The sequence below is a fragment of the Psychrobacter sp. AOP5-GZ1-6 genome (genome assembly GCF_052376345.1).
Taxonomy (GTDB): domain Bacteria; phylum Pseudomonadota; class Gammaproteobacteria; order Pseudomonadales; family Moraxellaceae; genus Psychrobacter.
Genome location: NZ_JBQSVP010000061.1, coordinates 1 through 17,871, shown reverse-complemented (window position 1 = coordinate 17,871; position 17,871 = coordinate 1). Strand labels below are relative to the sequence as shown.

General features: G+C 42.9%; 16 protein-coding genes. 5 read left to right on the top strand and 11 right to left on the bottom strand.

Annotation, left to right across the window (positions count from 1 at the left end; all coding sequences use genetic code 11):
- Positions 1–24: 24 nt before the first annotated feature.
- The 8 genes from ACT3RN_RS09315 to pheA all read right to left on the bottom strand — a co-directional run bounded on the left by ACT3RN_RS09315 (position 25) and on the right by pheA (position 9,135).
- The gene (locus ACT3RN_RS09315; RefSeq protein WP_442060895.1) at positions 25–399 is read right to left on the bottom strand and encodes a hypothetical protein; all 375 of its coding nucleotides are present in this window, start codon (positions 397–399) and stop codon (positions 25–27) included.
- Positions 400–443: 44 nt separating this feature from the next.
- A complete protein-coding gene (locus ACT3RN_RS09310; protein ID WP_442060896.1) occupies positions 444–1,724 on the bottom strand; it encodes an RCC1 domain-containing protein in 1,281 nt (426 codons plus the stop codon).
- A gap of 174 nt (positions 1,725–1,898) precedes the next feature.
- Positions 1,899–2,435: a 2-amino-4-hydroxy-6-hydroxymethyldihydropteridine diphosphokinase gene (locus tag ACT3RN_RS09305; RefSeq protein WP_226945116.1), complete on the bottom strand. Its 537-nt coding sequence runs from the start codon at positions 2,433–2,435 to the stop codon at positions 1,899–1,901.
- Positions 2,425–2,862, bottom strand: coding sequence for a dihydroneopterin aldolase (gene folB / locus ACT3RN_RS09300; RefSeq protein WP_192992244.1), 438 nt, complete (start codon positions 2,860–2,862; stop codon positions 2,425–2,427). Before folB ends, ACT3RN_RS09305 begins: the two co-directional genes overlap by 11 nt.
- 52 nt (positions 2,863–2,914) lie before the next feature.
- Entirely contained in the window at positions 2,915–3,877 is a 963-nt protein-coding gene (gene rarD, locus ACT3RN_RS09295) for an EamA family transporter RarD (protein ID WP_192992245.1), read from the bottom strand.
- A 248-nt stretch (positions 3,878–4,125) separates the two neighbouring features.
- A complete protein-coding gene (locus ACT3RN_RS09290; RefSeq protein ID WP_192992254.1) occupies positions 4,126–6,492 on the bottom strand; it encodes a bifunctional prephenate dehydrogenase/3-phosphoshikimate 1-carboxyvinyltransferase in 2,367 nt (788 codons plus the stop codon).
- A gap of 206 nt (positions 6,493–6,698) precedes the next feature.
- Entirely contained in the window at positions 6,699–7,841 is a 1,143-nt protein-coding gene (hisC, locus tag ACT3RN_RS09285) for a histidinol-phosphate transaminase (protein WP_192992246.1), read from the bottom strand.
- Between the two features lie 100 nt (positions 7,842–7,941).
- Complete coding sequence (gene pheA, locus ACT3RN_RS09280) at positions 7,942–9,135, bottom strand: prephenate dehydratase (protein WP_192992247.1); 1,194 nt, start codon at positions 9,133–9,135, stop codon at positions 7,942–7,944.
- A gap of 616 nt (positions 9,136–9,751) precedes the next feature.
- Between pheA and ACT3RN_RS09275 the strand changes: the two genes are divergently transcribed.
- Together ACT3RN_RS09275 and ACT3RN_RS09270 are read left to right on the top strand one after the other, a co-directional pair.
- Positions 9,752–10,693: a transaldolase gene (locus ACT3RN_RS09275; RefSeq protein WP_192992248.1), complete on the top strand. Its 942-nt coding sequence runs from the start codon at positions 9,752–9,754 to the stop codon at positions 10,691–10,693.
- Between the two features lie 128 nt (positions 10,694–10,821).
- Complete coding sequence (locus ACT3RN_RS09270; protein WP_192992249.1) at positions 10,822–11,277, top strand: surface-adhesin E family protein; 456 nt, start codon at positions 10,822–10,824, stop codon at positions 11,275–11,277.
- Between the two features lie 55 nt (positions 11,278–11,332).
- Here ACT3RN_RS09270 and ACT3RN_RS09265 read toward each other — a convergent pair whose 3' ends face one another.
- Positions 11,333–11,848, bottom strand: coding sequence for an adenine phosphoribosyltransferase (locus tag ACT3RN_RS09265; protein ID WP_226945119.1), 516 nt, complete (start codon positions 11,846–11,848; stop codon positions 11,333–11,335).
- Positions 11,849–12,319: 471 nt separating this feature from the next.
- On the opposite strand from ACT3RN_RS09265, the gene ACT3RN_RS09260 reads away from it, so the two are divergent.
- Positions 12,320–12,484 carry a rubredoxin gene (locus tag ACT3RN_RS09260; RefSeq protein ID WP_192520571.1) on the top strand — a complete coding sequence of 55 codons (165 nt, stop codon included), beginning with the start codon at positions 12,320–12,322 and terminating at the stop codon, positions 12,482–12,484.
- Positions 12,485–12,511: 27 nt separating this feature from the next.
- The gene (locus ACT3RN_RS09255; RefSeq protein WP_413469396.1) at positions 12,512–13,561 is read left to right on the top strand and encodes an alpha/beta fold hydrolase; all 1,050 of its coding nucleotides are present in this window, start codon (positions 12,512–12,514) and stop codon (positions 13,559–13,561) included.
- Positions 13,562–13,730: 169 nt separating this feature from the next.
- On the opposite strand, the gene ACT3RN_RS09250 is transcribed toward ACT3RN_RS09255, so the two are convergent.
- On the bottom strand, positions 13,731–14,720 hold the full coding sequence (locus ACT3RN_RS09250) for a WG repeat-containing protein (protein ID WP_226945117.1): 990 nt from the start codon (positions 14,718–14,720) through the stop codon (positions 13,731–13,733).
- Between the two features lie 271 nt (positions 14,721–14,991).
- Here ACT3RN_RS09250 and ACT3RN_RS09245 point away from each other — a divergent pair, with 271 nt between their 5' ends.
- Positions 14,992–15,924 carry a DMT family transporter gene (locus ACT3RN_RS09245; RefSeq protein ID WP_192992252.1) on the top strand — a complete coding sequence of 311 codons (933 nt, stop codon included), beginning with the start codon at positions 14,992–14,994 and terminating at the stop codon, positions 15,922–15,924.
- 128 nt (positions 15,925–16,052) lie between these two features.
- Here the strand turns inward: ACT3RN_RS09245 and ACT3RN_RS09240 are convergent, their stop codons facing one another.
- Positions 16,053–17,501, bottom strand: coding sequence for a solute carrier family 23 protein (locus ACT3RN_RS09240; RefSeq protein ID WP_192520575.1), 1,449 nt, complete (start codon positions 17,499–17,501; stop codon positions 16,053–16,055).
- Positions 17,502–17,871: the final 370 nt, after the last annotated feature.

Genomic DNA, 17,871 nt, shown 5'->3' with positions numbered 1-17,871 from the left:
GTTGTACGGTTTCTTCAGCATAGCTCACTCTGGTTCAGCATACGTTGGGAGTCTACCAACTACATACCATTTGTCATTATACTTATCTATGATAGTTACTGATTCCTTAAAAAACACCGACTTTCGCCCCACCCCCTCAAAACCCGTATCCCAGCTAATCTCAACGTGCGTAGGAATGACATTCTTGCCGCCTCCACGAAACATCTCAGAAATCTCTTTACCGCCCCCTTCTATGTAATGCCGAGTAATATGTACCCATATCATCTCGCCATCATGCAGCTTGACCTCTTCATCATATTCAATGGTCATGGTTTTGGGCTTAAATAATGAGCTACAAGATGATAACGGTAGTAGGCACAAGGCTAGTATCAGGGGTTTGAGGAAGGATTTTATGGTCATGTGATGTTTTCTCTAATAGTGAGCCTTCTTAATTTTAAAGTTAGTTACTTGTTAGCGTGAATATTAAATAGTGATTTTTCAGGAACGAGTAATTTTTCTTTGGTTATATACTCTTCAGTCTGAACTTTCCCAGTGCCTTTCTCTCCGTATCTATTGTTGCCCCAGAACCATGCATATCCGTTATTATCAATAAACCCATGAAAACTATTTCCTCTTACAAACTGATTAACATGAATATTATTCATTATTTCTATAGGGTTAGTATAATAATTCATCGAAATACCATTATTTGAACGAGTCGCATATGCTCCCCAAATAAATAGTTTTCCATTTACTGTATTTGCAGCACTATCACTAATAGCAACAACTTTATTCAGACCTTGTATTTTTGTTGGCACTGAAAAATCTTTACTTGTTGTACCCTGTGCAGTTTCACCGTTTACACTATTTCCCCAGCTATAAACTGAACCATTATCAAGTAATACTACTCTGCCATTACTATCTGCTAAACTCACTGCTTTACTTGGAAGTTCTACTTTATTAGGTGGGTAATATAGTTCACCTCTATCGTTCCTCTTGGGTTCAATACCTAGAATTCCCGTTTGAGTCGTTCTTAATCCAGTCGTAAATACTTCACCCTCTTCACTTAAAGCTAATATTGATCCAATAGTTAAATCAATAGATACAATACTTTGAAACCCATTAATTCTAGTCGGTTTATCTAAGTGCTTAGCAGTTCTACCATTGATTAAACCAAAATTATTACTACCTAATGCATACACATCACCATTGGCTAGAACGAATAGCGAATTGTCAGATCCAGCTACGATATCTACTACATCTTTAATCTCCTTGATCTCTCTTAGCTCTTCAATAAAAGTATCTTTATCGTTAGGATCTATCTGATGTTCGTTATTGCTACCCCAGCCCCATACTGTGCCATCTTTACGGAGTAATAACATATGACTCCCATCACCTGACACAGCCACCGCATCATTGACACCCTCGACTTGCCTAGGCGTTGGATCTTGTCCTGTCTTGGTATCACGCAGTAGACCATCTGTACCCCATGTCCAAAGCGTCCCATCGTCTTTTATCCCTGCGCTCCATGAACTGGTCATGGCTAAGCGCTTGGGTTCGACGTTAATCTCAAGTGGGGTTTCTAACGGCTCATCTGGCATATTTGCCACAGGGTATTTGTCTTCGGTAAGGGCTTGAAGGTGTTCGGAAGGGGTTTTGTCGCAGGCAGATAAAGTAGACATCATGAGTATGATTGCTAGACTCGTGATTGGTTTAATCTTCAAAAAATTGATGAGTTTTTGCATGAATGGTAGTATTTCAGAGATAATTAGTAACTAATACTAACAATTGTTTACATACGTGTATAGTTTTTTAGTTTGCGATTACTACACAGATGAAATTGACATTGTTTTAAAAAACGAGGATTTTCAAGCAAGAAGAATCTGGCAGGCATTAGGCAAGAGAGATAAACCAGTAAGCTAAAGACGATTTGAAACTAACTCCTCAACTCCTGCGCGTTCATGCGCTTTAAATGGATAGCGATCTGCCATGATTAGCCATTCGGATTTTTGATTAGATGATGAATTTTTGCTTAGGCTATTTTTATCAGTAACTACTTCTATCAACAGAATATCGATATCCATGGTGACTTTCTTGACTGACGTTTTTGCTACTGGCAAACGCTCTCGATCGCACTCGCCTTCCATCTGCTTAAACCACGCTTGCAACTGCTGCAATGTCACAGGCTCTGCCAAACGTAAGTAGACACACTGATTGATATAGTCAGGTTTTGGTAGCTCGATAGTCGCCGTAAAGTCGGGATTTTGAAACGGGGTTGATAACTGTATCTCCCCTAGCGCTGCCAAACCCTCACGGACACACGGCAAATACTTATCGGCTTGGTAATTACTGCCCAATGCCAATATCACGGCCGTCACATACTGCGCTTGCAGCTGTTTAGGCGCGCCTTGTTTTAATGCTTTCAGATTTAAATCTATTGATGTTTTATGCATCATCGGCTTGGCTATTATCCGCGTCTTTGGCAGCTTCTTTATCTGTTGGCTCGTCTGTTGATACTGGCGCATAGCGTGTGATTTGCACCCCAACCGCATCCGCTTGTGCAATAGCCGTCGGCTTGGAAATGCTGAACGTGATTTTTTGACAGTTATATTTTTTGAGTAATTTATCTACGATAAGCCCTGCCAAATGCTCAAGCAATTTTGCTTGAATCTCTTTACACCACTCGCTGACATCGTCGCAGACCTCTTTATAGCTCAGCGCATCACCGACATCATCTGACACAACAGCAGCGCTAATATCAGTTTCCAGCGCAATGTCAATAAGGAGGGGCTGGGTAATTGCCCGCTCCCACTCGTAGACACCGATGACGGCCTCTACTTTTAAACCTTTTACAAATACCACATCAGATTCAGTATGAAACATGCTCTCATCCTTGCTTGCTAAATGTTTAATTAGAGTTTTAAACTCAGTTTTTTTAATTGGTTTTCTGCAGTGCTTCTTCACGCAAACGCGCTGCTTTTAAGACCTTGCTTGGGCGATGGCGCCATAGATCAATGCTGAATAATAGCAGACCTAGCCAAATCAGGCCAAAGACCGCTAAACGATGTAAATCAAATGGCTCTTTATAATAGAATACAGCCAAAAAGAAAATAAAGGTCGGGGTCAGATAATTCATAAAGCTTAAAATACTAAAAGCGACCATTTTAGTCGATTTATTAAATAGCAATAATGGTATCAGTGTAATAGGACCCGCAATCATTAACAGCCAAATATCTGATGTAAACCAAAAGCTCAACTGGCTACTGACCACATCAGACTGCCAAAACCACCAAATCACAATAGGTACCAGCATGGTGGTTTCGACAAACATCGCCTCAATCGGTTTTAGTGGTGTTTGGCGCTGAACCGTACCATAGGTACTGAAACTAAAGGCTAATACCAGTGATAACCATGGCAGACTACCTATCATGATTACTTGTATAACCACCGATAACAGCGCAAAACCAATCGCTACCCATTGTAAAGGGCGCAGGCGCTCTTTAAACAAAATCATCGAGAGGGCCACACCAACCAATGGACCGATAAAATAGCCTAAACTGGCCTCAAGGATACGATCTTGATTGACCGCCCACACATAGGTGAGCCAATTGGTCGCAATAATAATGCCCGATACAAACGTCAAAGCGACCCACTTTGGGTTTTGCTTTAACGTCTTTATCCACTGCCAGCGCTTGGTGGCAACCACTACGATTAGCAAGCATAAAAACGTCCAAATAATGCGATGTCCGATAATTTCTGTCGCGTTATAGGCCGCCAGTTTTTTGAAATATAGTGGAAAAGCACCCCAAATACAAAAAGCGATAAGCGCAGTAATGATGCCATTTTTGGTCGTTTTGATAGGAACGACTGGTTTTTTTGCGACATTTTGGATAGTCATAGTAAAATACAACGTGTTAGAGCAAAGCGCGACCTCACCTGTCTCTACAAACAGTAGAAGTATCAAAGCAAGAGCGCAGGGTTACTACAGATAAGATAAAAGTAAAAAAGCAATGCGTTGATACCATTTTGGGCATCAACACATTGCTAACGATAAAGACTGTTTTGAAAATAATCTTAGGCCAATCTTAACAAACAATCTCACTTATCATAAGTCTGATGACTCACAATATGAGCAATCATGTGGTCTTAGTGATCAGCACCTTCAACTTGAATAGACATACCGACTTGATTGGCCAATTCAGCAAATCCTGGGAAGCTAGTATTGACAGTCTCGACACCTTCGATAGTGATCTGCTCAGCCGCACGCAAACTAGCAACAGCGAAACTCATGGCAATGCGATGATCATGGTGCGAGGTGATGTGACCGCCACCGAATACAGGCTGACTGTTATTGACCTCGCCTCTTTCACCTGTTATAGCTTGACCTTCGATGCCCTTACCTTCAATAATCAGCCCATCATCGGTCACAGTACAGTCAATACCAAGCGTGTGCAAGCCTTCAGCCATGACCGCAATACGATCTGATTCTTTAACACGTAGCTCTTTTGCACCAGTTAACACCGTGCGGCCTGTTGCACAGCTGGCAGCAATGAACAGTACTGGGAACTCATCAATCGCTAGCGGTACGAGATGTTCTGGTATGTCAATACCGACCAAGTTTGAACCACGAATCGTAATATCTGCGACTGGCTCGCCGCCCACATGCGTCTCGTTACTTAATGTGATATCGGCTTGCATTAATTTTAAGATATCGATGATGCCCGTACGCGTAGGATTGATACCGACTTGCGTTAGCGTCAATTCGCTACCTTGACTGATAGCAGCAGCCACCATAAAAAATGCCGCTGAAGAGATATCAGCAGGGACAGCAATATCGCCACCCGTTAGCTGCCCGCCGCCTGTGACACTGATACGATTGCCATCTACCGCCACTGGATAACCAAAGGCTGACAGCATACGCTCGGTATGGTCGCGACTGACTTCCGGTTGGATAACGGTTGTTGTGCCCTCTGCCCACAGCCCTGCTAATAGCAAGCAAGACTTCACCTGTGCAGATGCCACTGGCATATCATATTCAGTACCTTGCAGCGGTTCACCGACAGTATCACGGCCAGTGATGCTAAGCGGCGCAGTGCCACTATGACCTGTGCTCTGAATCACAGCACCCATGGTACGCAGCGGTGCCGCCACTCGTTCCATCGGACGCTTGTTTAAACTGGTATCGCCAGTCAGTACACTATCAAACGATTGTGCCGCTAAGATACCCGATAGCAGACGCATACTGGTGCCTGAATTGCCCATATATAATGGCGTCTTACTTGGTTTTAGCCCATTCATACCGACACCATGAATGGTTAGCCTTCCTTTATCTGGCCCTTCAATGGTCACACCCATATCACGAAACGCTTGCAAGGTCGCAAGGGCGTCCTCCCCTTCTAAAAACCCAGTGACATGGGTCACGCCTGTCGCAAGGCTACCAAGCATAATACTGCGATGCGAGATGGATTTGTCACCAGGAATAGCAATGGTGCCTGAAACAGTGTTGCTAGGAGTAATGTTATAAGATGCTGACATGGCAGAAGTATCCGTATAAGGGGTGCTGGCTAACATATGGCCGAAATGTCGCCGTGCGGCTTGCGCGCGGCCCAAAAGTCCCATCAGGGCGGTTGAATCTTTATCAATGATTAGTTGGCGCATGGTCTGTAAATAGACGCCATACTCGTCAAGGGCACTAACAATCGCGCTTTCATTAGCAAAAAATATATCGTGCCACATTTTAGGGTCACTAGCAGCAATACGGCTAAAATCACGGAATCCGCCCGCTGCATAGCGAAACATGTCTAAATTATCATCATGACTGGCCAATTGCTCAACCAAATTAAAAGCGAGCAAATGCGGCAAGTGACTGGTATGCGCCAATATAGAATCATGGCGATCAGCGTCCATCGCCATCACGCTGGCACCAACCGCTTCCCATAATCGTCGTAGCTTATCTATCGCGACTAAACTGGTCGTTGGCAGCTCACAAATGATAACACTATGATTGGCAAATAAAGTAGCGCGGCGGGCATGATACCCTGAATTTTCCGCACCAGCAATCGGATGGGCTGGTACTAATCCAGTTGGCGATGAACCAAACACAGCGTTTGCCGCATCAATGATATTGACCTTGGTACTACAGACATCAGTAATGATGCAGTCAGTAGCAAGCTGTCCGTTGTCCATCGCCGCTTTGATATCGACAAACACGGATTGTATGGCTTGCACAGGTACAGCAATGACGATTAAATCACTACCATGAACCACGTCACTCAATACCGAACTGCCTGCATCTAGTAAGCCATGTTGAATGGCTTCCTCTATACTGGGCGCATCTCTATCGACGGCAACCAAGCGCTGACTCAAACCATTATCTTTAATAGCTTGAGCCAAACTGGCACCGATCAGTCCAAGTCCAATAACACAGACTTGTTTGAATAACGGTGATTGAGATGTTTTAAGCGATTTTTTCTTAGGTTGTTGACTTTCTTTTTGGCTAACTTTTTGACTAATCACGGCTTTTCTCATTGAATAAATCAACGTGAGCTTCGATAAAAACTCAGGTTATCGTTATAAAACTTAATAGTGTATCGGCTGCTCCAAAGACTTAGCACCCAAAGGCTTAGTAGTAGAAGCTTAGAGCTTAGCACTTAGAACCAAGTACTTAGAATTCAGCACTTAAAACTAAACATCTAGCACAAGCAACCGAGCCACAGCCTTTAATCCTCTGTTAAGATAGAACGCAACGTATCGATCAAGCGTAGGTTGTCTTCTGCTAAACCCACGGTAATACGTAACCAGTTAGGTAAGCCATAAGCAGCTAACGAACGCAGAATAACTCCTTGCTCTAGCAACGCTTCATGAATAGAAGTCGCGGTTATGTCTTCCATCTCAACTTTTATTTCTACCATAATAAAATTGGCATGTGATTTGATAAACCCTAAGCCTAGCGCATCCAACTGCTTCTCCATCCAGCGCATTTGCTCATCATTCATCAAACGAGTTTTTTCGATAAAGTCTTGATCCGAAAGTGCAGCAGCGGCAGCCGCCAAGCCAATACGGCTCACATTAAATGGCTGACGAATACGGTTCAACAATTCAGCAACGGCAACTGAGCTGAGCGCATAACCAACACGCAGACCAGCCAGCCCATAAGCTTTGGAGAATGTACGTACGATGACAACATTATCAAACTCATCAATCAGCACCCGATTATTACTTTCAGGGCTGTACTCGATATAAGCCTCATCTAAAACCACCAAAACCGAACTGGGCACACTCGCCACAAACGCCCGCAACTCTTCATGAGAAAGCAAAGTACCCGTTGGATTGTTAGGATTAGAGATAAATACAATTTTGGTATTAGGGTTATCTTGAACCGCCTGACTCATAGCCTTTAGGTCATGAGCAAAGCGCTGGGCAGGCACTTCAACGTCCATCGCGCCTTGCATTTTCGCTAACATCGAATACACCACAAAGGCATACTCACTATAAACGATGGCATCACCAGCACCAACAAAACTACGCGCTAAGATATCCAGCAAATCATCCGAGCCATTACCCAAGGTAATCTGCTCGACATTGACGTCATTAAAATCAGCCAATGCTTGCTTGAGATAATAACCATTGCCGTCAGGATAACGTGCCAGCTGTCCTAATTGCTCAGTGATTGCGAGCGTGACTTTCGGTGAACAGCCAACGGGATTTTCATTACTGGCAAGCTTCACCACATCTGAGACACCATATTCACGCGTCAACTCCTCTACCGGCTTACCTGTTTGATAGGGCGCCAATTCTAAAATACTGGCATAAGCAGGTACTAATGGTGATAAATTTGACTCTGTCGATTGAGGTGACTGCATGATTTATCCTTAGATGACTGGTTCATCTGTCATGAGTTACATGCTACTTGCAAAAAATAGCATGTAACCGAAATGCTGGTAAAATTTATAGCGGCTTGCTTTACAGAACAGCTTTTGGATATGAGCCCAATACGCGTAAATCCTTCACTAACGGACGAATGTCATTGATGGCTGCACTGACATTTGGATCATCGATATGACCATCCATATCAATAAAAAAAACGTATGCCCATTTATTAGGACGCTCAGGACGTGTTTCGATACTGGTCATAGACACACCATGATAAGACAACGGCTTTAATATCTCGATCAATGCGCCTGCTTTGTCATGAGCAGATACAACGATAGATGTTTTGTCTTGACCCGATGGCGCAACGGCTTCATGACCAATAATAAGGAAGCGCGTGGTATTGCTTGGGTTGTCTTCGATATTTGCATAAAGCTTATGCAAGTCATACTCTGCTGCTGCCACATCACCTGCTATCGCTGCTGAGTGCCACTCGTTTTTTAGACGACGGGCAGCTTCACCATTACTCGATACCGCAACACGCTCAACATTTGGAAAATTCACATCGAGCCAATGACGACACTGTGCCAATGATTGCTGATGAGAGTAAATGCGGCTCAAACCATCTATCTTAGTATGCTCAGCGACCAAGAAGTTCTGATGAATGGGCAACTCAACTTCACCAATGATTTTTAACGTCGAAGATAAGAACCCATCCAACGTATGGTTCACAACGCCTTCTGAAGAGTTTTCAACAGGAACCACGCCATACATTGCTGTGCCCGCTTCTACTTCACGGAACACATCAGTAATGGTCGTCATTGGCACGGTATCAGCAGCTTTACCAAAATGCTTGAGTGCAGCAGCATGCGTAAAAGTACCGATTGGCCCCAAAAAAGCAATGCGTTGCGGCGCTTCTAAATCCAAGCACACTGACATAATCTCACGGAATAAGCGTGCCATTTTTTCATCAGCGATTGGACCAGCATTGCGTTGCATAACCGCTTTTAGTACCTGTGCTTCGCGCTCAGGACGATAAAAAATAGGATTACTATTGTCAGCAGAGGCATCATTAGCAATATTGTTTTTCTTTACTATAGCCACTTGCTGAGCCAGCTTGGCACGGTCATTAATCAGCGTCTGAATTTCACAGTCTACTGCATCGATATTTTGGCGAATACTGTCCAAAAACTCTTTTTCAGTTGCTTTTTCAGTCGAATTATCGCTAGTGCCTGCGACGGTCTGATTTAGGTTATCTATATTGTTCTTTGGTGACTGCTCACTCATTACCGCCCATCCTTTTCCTAATATTATTACTGTGTTTTATAACTGTGTTTTATGACTGTAAGGTACTACTTTATTGGTTTTAAATGCTCAGCATCTCTTCTAATATTAACGAACACTTAAATGACTGCTATGCACACCAAATATTTTAGCCATAATATCGCATTTCGCTAACCCTATCGAGCACAGTTGTTATGACTCAATCATACGGCAACTGACAAATACAATACGCTGATTACTGACTCGCTCTACTATAACAAAAACTATGCTCAGTGCCCACGTGTAAATACTCGTAAAACAGCTAATCGTCACTAGGGCATGTCTTCATTTCAAAAATGGTGATAAAAATGAGATAAATTGCCGTCAAACAAGGAAAATAGCGCCAATAATATCGGGGTACTAACCAGATATTTGGCAAGATTCAGCTATTTTTAGCCCATTGAAATGACTATCGAGTGAGTTGAAGACACGCCCTAAGTAGTACAATATAACTTTTATACGGGTGAAAACTATCGTTAGTTGGGGGCATGTTCAACAATACAGCCCCAAAACTGTGATACAGTTCAGAACTAACGGTAAAGAACACCGCAATCATGTCATTAATAAAAAAGGATATCTGATGAGCGCATTACAACAGCTTCGCACCATGACCACCATCGTCGCGGATACTGGAGACCTAAACGCCATTGCGCGCTTAAAACCTATTGATGCGACCACCAACCCAAGCCTAATCACCAAAGCCCTCATGCATCCTGACAACCAAGGTATGCTGTCAGAAACCATGAGCCATCATAGTGGTGATATAGATGCGGTGATTGATGCTCTTACCATTCAGATTGGCTGTGATATTTTAGGTCTCATCGAAGGCCGCGTCTCTACCGAAGTTGACGCACGCTTATCTTATGACACTCAAGCAACGATTGATAAAGCCTTGGCCTTTATGGAAGCTTACCAAAAAGCAGGTATCAACTCAGAACGTGTATTGATTAAAATGGCCGCCACTTGGCAAGGTATCGAAGCAGCGCGTTATCTGGAAACTCAAAATATCCACTGCAACCTGACTTTATTATTTGGACAACACCAAGCGATTGCTTGTGCCGATGCTGGCGTGACACTGATATCACCATTCGTGGGTCGCATCTTAGACTGGCAAAAACGCCAACAAAACCGTCAAAACGTGCCCGCTTCTGATGACATGGGTGTGCAGTCTGTGAAGCGTATTTATCAATATTACAAACAACACGACTATCGTACACAAGTCATGGGGGCAAGCTTTCGCTCAACTGAGCAAATATTAGCGCTAGCAGGCTGTGATCTATTGACCATCGCACCTAACCTCATCGACGAGCTGGCTACGATAGATGCTGAGGTGACGCAACAGTTATCGCCAAGCATGTCAATGGATATAGCAGATATGACCAAAGTGAGCCTAACACGTGAAGAATTTAGTGCTGCCTATCAGCAAGACAAAGTCACACAAGACTTATTACCAAAAGGTATTGATGGTTTTATCGGTGCGCGCGATGAGCTTGCTCAAATGTTAGCAGCTATGCGCAGTTAAGACACCAATAGTCTCTGATATAGAACATATTCTAAAAACAGAAACAACTGGCAATAAAAGAAAGTTGCCTGCTAATACTAAGTTGGCTATGATGAGCGACTTCAAACAACAAGAAGCAAGGCTTGATTATGAAGCGGCTATCAATGTTATTAGTAGGCGGCACTCTAGCGGTCAGCGCACATGCAGTGAACTGGTCAAAAGTATCAGAAAGTCAAACTGGATCAGTTTTTAGCGTAGACTTGGAATCTATCGAAAGCTCCGACATCAACATCATAGACGAAACAGATGTTGAAAATATTACGGTAGCTATTCGTCGAACCTATCCTGCACAAAAAAATGAGGATGAAGCAAACAGTATTCATCATAGTGACCAACAACTGCTCATCTCTTGTAAGGATAACAGCTATTATAGGCGCGCTTATGTGAACTATGGTGCTAATGATAAAGTATTGCAGTCATGGCAATCAGAAAAGCCGATATTGACCACAAAAGACTTTAAAGCCACAACACCAAAGACCGTCGGGCATACACTAATAAAAGAAGCCTGTACAATCTATGAACAGACCGAAGATAACTCACAATAAAAAATCGCGCTGATATGATTCAGCGCAATTTTTTATGGTCAAATAAGAATACGTCTTAAGCTTTTAATACGCTATAAATAGGCACTGGAAAGTCACCATGCAAATCAACTAAATCCAATAATACCAAAGCACCAATAACGGTATGATCTGCAGATTTACATAGCTCATAAGCAGTCGTTAATGTGCCACCAGTGGCCAATATATCATCAACCAACAATACACGCTCTGGCGGTAGGTTGTTTTGCATCTCAAGCGTATCTTTACCATACTCTAAGGCATAGGCTTTATTGGCAACAGGTGGCGGCAACTTACCGGGTTTACGCAGCAGAATCATACCTTTACCCAATCGACCTGCCAACAGACTAGCAAACACAAACCCACGTGCTTCTACAGCTCCCAAACAATCTACTTCATCCATCAGACCTTCAGGCAATGCCGCTAGTAGTGCATCGATCACATCATTAATATGACTACGTAATAACGGTGTAATATCATAAAAATCAATACCAACTTTCGGAAAATTGGGTACTGTACGAATAACTTGCCAAAATGGATGCTCAGTGTTCAGCATATAAGTTGGCTCGTTTTCGATATTTGTAGATGTAGCACTCATGCTCATGGTAACCCTTAGCTTATATGACTAATACCACCTTCAAAAATACAACTAACACCACCCAACTCGTTACGCCTATCATGCGTATGACTGATACTCGTTTTCGTTGCTACTCTAATTTTGAAAATACTATTGAATAAGAATATATTAATGATAAATGATGGTTAATGCGATAACTTCAGCGGCCGCCATTATAACATGATTGGTGGCCATATTTAGGTTCGACTTACCTTAGTAGCAAGTAGTAGCAAGACGCCCCTTGAATAAAAATCAGTTAATCTCAATATACAAGTGTAAACTTAACTACGAAAATCATGGTTATATGCTAAACTACGTGCGCTTTCGCAGTCTAATCTCCTGACTGCAATGCTAAATCTGAGCGTCTATAGCGCACTGTAACATTGGCAATGATCGATAGGATTATTTATTATGAAACGTTATGAATGTATTGTCTGCGGCTGGATATATGACGAAGAACTCGGCTGCCCCGAAGAAGGCATCGCACCAGGAACTAAATGGGATGACATCCCTGACGACTGGACTTGTCCAGAATGCGGTGTAGGAAAGCTTGATTTTGAGATGGTTGAGCTGTAATAGACGATTCTCTAATTAGGACACTTCATGACGACATCAAATGATATGAATAGTGCCAAAGAAAAGACCAAATCACAGACAATCCTTGATGAAAATATAGGAAACTATCCCACCGCTGAGTGGCAAAAGTTCGGTATACATCAATGGGGTAACTCTGATCTCAGTGATCACCTTTATCAATCAATGATTGATATCGGTGATGGCATCGAGCTGTGTGTTGAAGCCGGCGGTAATCCTAATAATCCGCCCTTATTAATGATTATGGGGCTTGGCTCCCAAATGATTTTTTGGCCAGACAACTTCATCAAACGTCTCATTGATGCAGGTTTTTTTGTGATACGTTTTGATAATCGTGATATTGGTTTGTCCTCTAAAGTACAGATCGAAGGGTTGCCACGTATCAACCAACTAAAAATGATGCTGCGTTTACAAGCTGGCTTATCGAATAAGAGCACACAAGTTGCTTATAATTTAACTGATATGGCAGAAGACACGGTTCGCTTAATTAAGGCGTTGCAGTTAGGAAAGACGCACCTGCTCGGCGCTTCTATGGGTGGCATGATTGCACAAATCGTGGCCGCACGCTATCCAAGCTTAGTACAGCGAATGGCGCTGATGTTTACCACGACCAACCGCGCTTTCCTAAAACCACCCAAGCCAAAGCAGTTATATACCCTCATCAACCGCCCTGAGAGCCATTCTGAGCGCGATATTGTACGGCATAGCGTTTGGTTTATGAAGACAGTCGGTACACCCGGTCATGTCAATGTACGTATGGTGCGTGAGATTGCTAAAATACGCTATCAGCGCAACTTCCATCCACTAGGTACTGTGCAGCAGCTTAATGCTATTCTCTCGTCAGGCTCTATCAGTCGATTCAGTAAGCAAGTCAAAGCGCCCACTATCGTATTACATGGCAGTGCGGATGGACTGCTACCTGCCTCACAAGGCCGCGTGGTCGCAAAGACCATTCCTAATGCCTCGTTTTATTTAATCGAAGGCATGGCACATGATATTCCTGAGTATTATCAGCCGTATATGGTTGACTTAATCAGTAACCATTTATTAGAAAATTAATGGATCATAACGCTCAGCGCCAATAACTTAAAAAACGTTAAACAAGCCATAACAGAAAAAGAGTGTAAGCCTATCGATGGATAACAGGTCTTACACTCTTTTTCTATCATAGCCTTTTTATTATAAACGGCTGATACCAAAATAGCGGTTTAGTAGTTTTCTAGTCATACTAGCCCTCATCACAAGCGACACTAGCACCTTCTTTATCAATACACATTTTAGTGCCATTTTTTAGGTTACCAATCCACGCCTTGCCATCCGTAAATACAAACGCAGGCTTACCTTTGTACTTGTCATTAACCGACACGCCGCTGTCAGAAAAACGAAACGGGATCACCAGCTCACCACCAAGATTAACAAAACCCCAATCTTTACCAATTCGAACACCAGCCAACCCTTCAGAAAAAGACTGTACTTCATCAAATGAATAAGTAATCATAATCACGCCATTGTCATCGACAAACCCCCACTTACCATCTTGCTTACGTGGTTGTAAAGTGGTAAAACGAGTGACAGGTGCTTGGCTTGATTGTACTGCGCTTGACTCTGATACTGGGCCCGACTTATCGCCGATGTTACTATTGCTACTATTAGGGTCACTAGTGGCTTTGCCATTTTTATCTAGCCAGCTGATTGCACGGTTTTTATTGACGCGCGCCACGCCGCCTCGATAGTCATCGATATCACTGAATGCTGCCGAAAACGGCACAATGGTTTTATTGGCTGTATTAATGACACCGTACTTGCCAGATTTTTTTACGATGATACGACCTTCTGATACCGCACGCGCCCAGCCTGATGACTCGCCTAATAAGTCATAAATGACCGGCACAACTTCACGACCTTGCATATTAATATAGCCAACCTTTTTACCCCGTTGGACGGGAATTAGGCCACCCGCAATTTTATCCGCTTTAATCTCGTGATAACGTGATAAATCAACAACCGCTTTACCTTTTTTATTGATTAAAGCAACAGGCGCACCAAAGTCTTTGATGGCCAAAAAATAACTGCTATTTGATGTGCAAGAGACGTTTTTGTAATAGCTTTTGGGTAGTTTGCAGCTAGCAGCTTGTGCTGTTGACGCTGTAAACAAGACGCTACAGACAACGCCCAAGGCAAAACCATAGCGCAGAATTATTCGTGGTAAATTGAACATCAAGCATCGTTGTGGTTTTGATAATGAGTGTTGCAACATAAATAAACCTAAGCTAAGAGTATGGATGTTTTTGGTGTAGACGTTAGGGCGTGTTGAACATTATAAACCACTAGGGCAATAAATATACGCCGTCACCACCGCTTAATGTAACTGGTTATTTTTAAGCTTAAAACCTCGACAGTGCAGCCTAACTTACTATCGTTTTTAACATAGGCATTGATACTGATATAGAGGTTAGCAGGGTATATTAATACAGAAATAAGGATTGTTTATGGCACTTGCTGCTTCACGCTCTGCCCCTATCGGCTTAGTCATTGGTTGTATTATATTTGGTCTAGGAAGTTTGATTGTTGCTCATGTCGATATCGGTGGTTGGGCGATGTCGTTTTGGCGACTGGCCATTTCTGGTATCGTCTTTGCTGTCTTAGCAAAAATGATGGGGCAACGCTTGCCTCGTTCAAGGCGGGCTATCTTTTATAGTCTATTGTCAGGTGCATTTTTAGGGCTGGATTTGGCATTGTGGCATGAGAGTATTTATGCCGTTGGTCCTGGTATCTCAACATTACTGAACAGCTTACAGATTTTCTTTTTGGCAGCGATTGGTTTTTTATATTTTAATGAACGCCAATCGATAGTACAGCTCATTAGTCTGTTTTTAGCGATGCTAGGCGTGGCAATGATTGGCAGTCCTGAGTTTGCTCATAATACAGCAGCAACGTGGGGGTTCATCACAGGTATCGTCTCGGGTGCGATGCTGGCTGCATCAATGACCTTCATTCGTAAAACGCATGATACAGAACCAACACCGATATTTGTGTTGATGCAGCTAATTAGTATCGGTGGTGTCTTTGCCATGATTATTCCGATGCTAGTATTTGATATGGGGCATATCTTACCGAACACATGGTCTGAGATTGGTTGGGTGCTTATCTACGGTACCGTGATGCAGTGCTTGGCATGGGGACTCATCGCCTACTCTATTCCCAAGCTGTCTCTAGCATTGACTGGGTTATTACTATTAACTGAACCAGTTGCTGCATTGGTCATTGATTATAGCTGGCTGGACAAACCGATTAATGGCTTACAATGGAGTGGTGCACTGTTAACCATGCTTGCGATATATCTAGGCTCATTAAAACCTAAGCCACGAGCGCTGCGTCGATATCGGTTTTTTGCACGCTTTTATAAACGTAAATATAAATAACAGCGTAAATATAAATAAATTTGATGGTCTCGTTCAAAAAAATCCCCCGTTCTAGAGATAGAATGAGGGCTTTTTTAACATCATCAATTCAGTTTATATAGTTCATAAAGGCTATAACACTCAAGCTATTATTTGGCTAATAATTTCTTAGCCGCTTTTACTTCAGACGCTTGATTGAATAGGATATTCAATACGATGGCAGCTAGCGTAGCAGTACCGATACCACCCAAATCAAAACCACCTAAATGCAAGCTAAAGTTGCCGGTACCCATGATAACAACGACAGCTGCAATGATTAGATTACTGTTTTTGCTAAAATCAATATGATTGTCTATCCAGATTTTCACACCTGCCAGCGCAATCAAACCAAATACAACGATAGATGCGCCGCCTAATAATGCCGCTGGGATGGTCTGAATGATGGCGCCAAACTTTGGAGACAGTCCAAGAACAACCGCAACCACACCTGCCACCACAAATATCGTCGTGCTATAGACCTTGGTCACCGCCATTACACCGATATTTTCAGCATACGTAGTCACGCCTGTACCACCAAACCCTGCCGAAAAAGTCGTTGCTAAGCCATCAGCGAGAAAAGCGCGACCCATATAAGGTGTGACGCGAGCGTTGGTCATGCCCTCGACCGCTTTAAAGTGCCCTAAGTTTTCAGCCACTAAAATAAAGGCCACTGGTGCAATCATAATAATAGCATTTTTATCAAAACTAGGCGTATGAATCGTTGGTAGACCGAACCATGAAGCCGCGGCCACGCTCGTAAAATCAATCGGTGCTCCAAAGCCTAAAACATTGGTCATCACAAAATAAGCAGCATACGATAAAATCAAACCGACCAATAACAATAGGCGACGTAACATGCCGCCAGTAAACACGGCTACAACACTGATGAGCAACACCGTCAATGTGGCCATCCATGCATCAAACTGATTGGCCGACACACCCTGAATAGTCACCGGTGCTAAATTAAGACCAATGATCATCACGATGGCACCGGTCACGATAGGTGGCATCAAGCGCTCAATCCAGCCAGTGCCCGTCTTCATCACCAATAGTCCAATCAAGGCATAAATAATACCGCAAGCCATGATACCGCCCAAAGCGACATTTAGATTACCATTGAACCCTGCACCTGCATAGGCTGTCACAGCGATGACTGGACCGATAAAAGCGAAGCTTGAACCCAAATAACTTGGCATGCGCCCACCAGTGATCATAAAGAACATCACCGTACAAATACCTGACATCAAAATAGCTAAATTAGGATCAAATCCCATTAATAATGGTGCCAGCACCGTCGCACCAAACATCGCAAAAGTATGCTGCACACCTAATAAGACACTTTTTGATGGTGGTAGATATTCATTAATACCGACTGGATCACGATCCAAGTTACCCTGATACGGTCGCCATGTCGGGAACCAACGACCATTGTTAAAGTCTGGATTTTTTGAATAACTTATGGCAGCTGAATCAATACCTGCAGCTTCTAGTGCATTTTGTTCTGGTGGCTCTTGAGCACCATTTTTTGAATGGGAGGAAGGGTCTTTTTGAGATGGCATGCGCTTATCCTATGTGAACTGAGCTAAAATAATAGGCGACAATAAATAATGTACTGAAAATACAGTCAGGTTGTGACGTCAATAATTGAGGATAGGTAGTTAGAAAATACGGTCAGTAGTAAACCTAGTACTGGAACATTTAACAGACCCTACATACCACCCTAATTTATTCATTTATGTTTTAATATAGCAAACCAAAAGTATTATTTGCTATGATGAGCATATACTGCTGTATATATAAGGTTTTGCTAGATGTATCAGGTCGGCTATGCGTTGCTAAAAATGGTTTCAGTCGTGCTTTGTTATTCAACGTACTCTATGACGACAACCAGCTTACAGGATGTTACATAGCCGTCGACTCCGGGTCATA

Coding starts and splice junctions, on each gene's coding strand:
- ACT3RN_RS09250 (WP_226945117.1), bottom strand. CDS start 14,720: ATGTTCAATTTACCACGAATAATTCTGCGCTATGGTTTTGCCTTGGGC.
- ACT3RN_RS09310 (WP_442060896.1), bottom strand. CDS start 1,724: ATGCAAAAACTCATCAATTTTTTGAAGATTAAACCAATCACGAGTCTA.
- ACT3RN_RS09265 (WP_226945119.1), bottom strand. CDS start 11,848: ATGCTGAACACTGAGCATCCATTTTGGCAAGTTATTCGTACAGTACCC.
- ACT3RN_RS09255 (WP_413469396.1), top strand. CDS start 12,512: ATGACGACATCAAATGATATGAATAGTGCCAAAGAAAAGACCAAATCA.
- ACT3RN_RS09260 (WP_192520571.1), top strand. CDS start 12,320: ATGAAACGTTATGAATGTATTGTCTGCGGCTGGATATATGACGAAGAA.
- rarD (WP_192992245.1), bottom strand. CDS start 3,877: ATGACTATCCAAAATGTCGCAAAAAAACCAGTCGTTCCTATCAAAACG.
- ACT3RN_RS09275 (WP_192992248.1), top strand. CDS start 9,752: ATGAGCGCATTACAACAGCTTCGCACCATGACCACCATCGTCGCGGAT.
- folB (WP_192992244.1), bottom strand. CDS start 2,862: ATGTTTCATACTGAATCTGATGTGGTATTTGTAAAAGGTTTAAAAGTA.
- pheA (WP_192992247.1), bottom strand. CDS start 9,135: ATGAGTGAGCAGTCACCAAAGAACAATATAGATAACCTAAATCAGACC.
- ACT3RN_RS09245 (WP_192992252.1), top strand. CDS start 14,992: ATGGCACTTGCTGCTTCACGCTCTGCCCCTATCGGCTTAGTCATTGGT.
- ACT3RN_RS09315 (WP_442060895.1), bottom strand. CDS start 399: ATGACCATAAAATCCTTCCTCAAACCCCTGATACTAGCCTTGTGCCTA.
- ACT3RN_RS09240 (WP_192520575.1), bottom strand. CDS start 17,501: ATGCCATCTCAAAAAGACCCTTCCTCCCATTCAAAAAATGGTGCTCAA.
- hisC (WP_192992246.1), bottom strand. CDS start 7,841: ATGCAGTCACCTCAATCGACAGAGTCAAATTTATCACCATTAGTACCT.
- ACT3RN_RS09305 (WP_226945116.1), bottom strand. CDS start 2,435: ATGATGCATAAAACATCAATAGATTTAAATCTGAAAGCATTAAAACAA.
- ACT3RN_RS09270 (WP_192992249.1), top strand. CDS start 10,822: ATGAAGCGGCTATCAATGTTATTAGTAGGCGGCACTCTAGCGGTCAGC.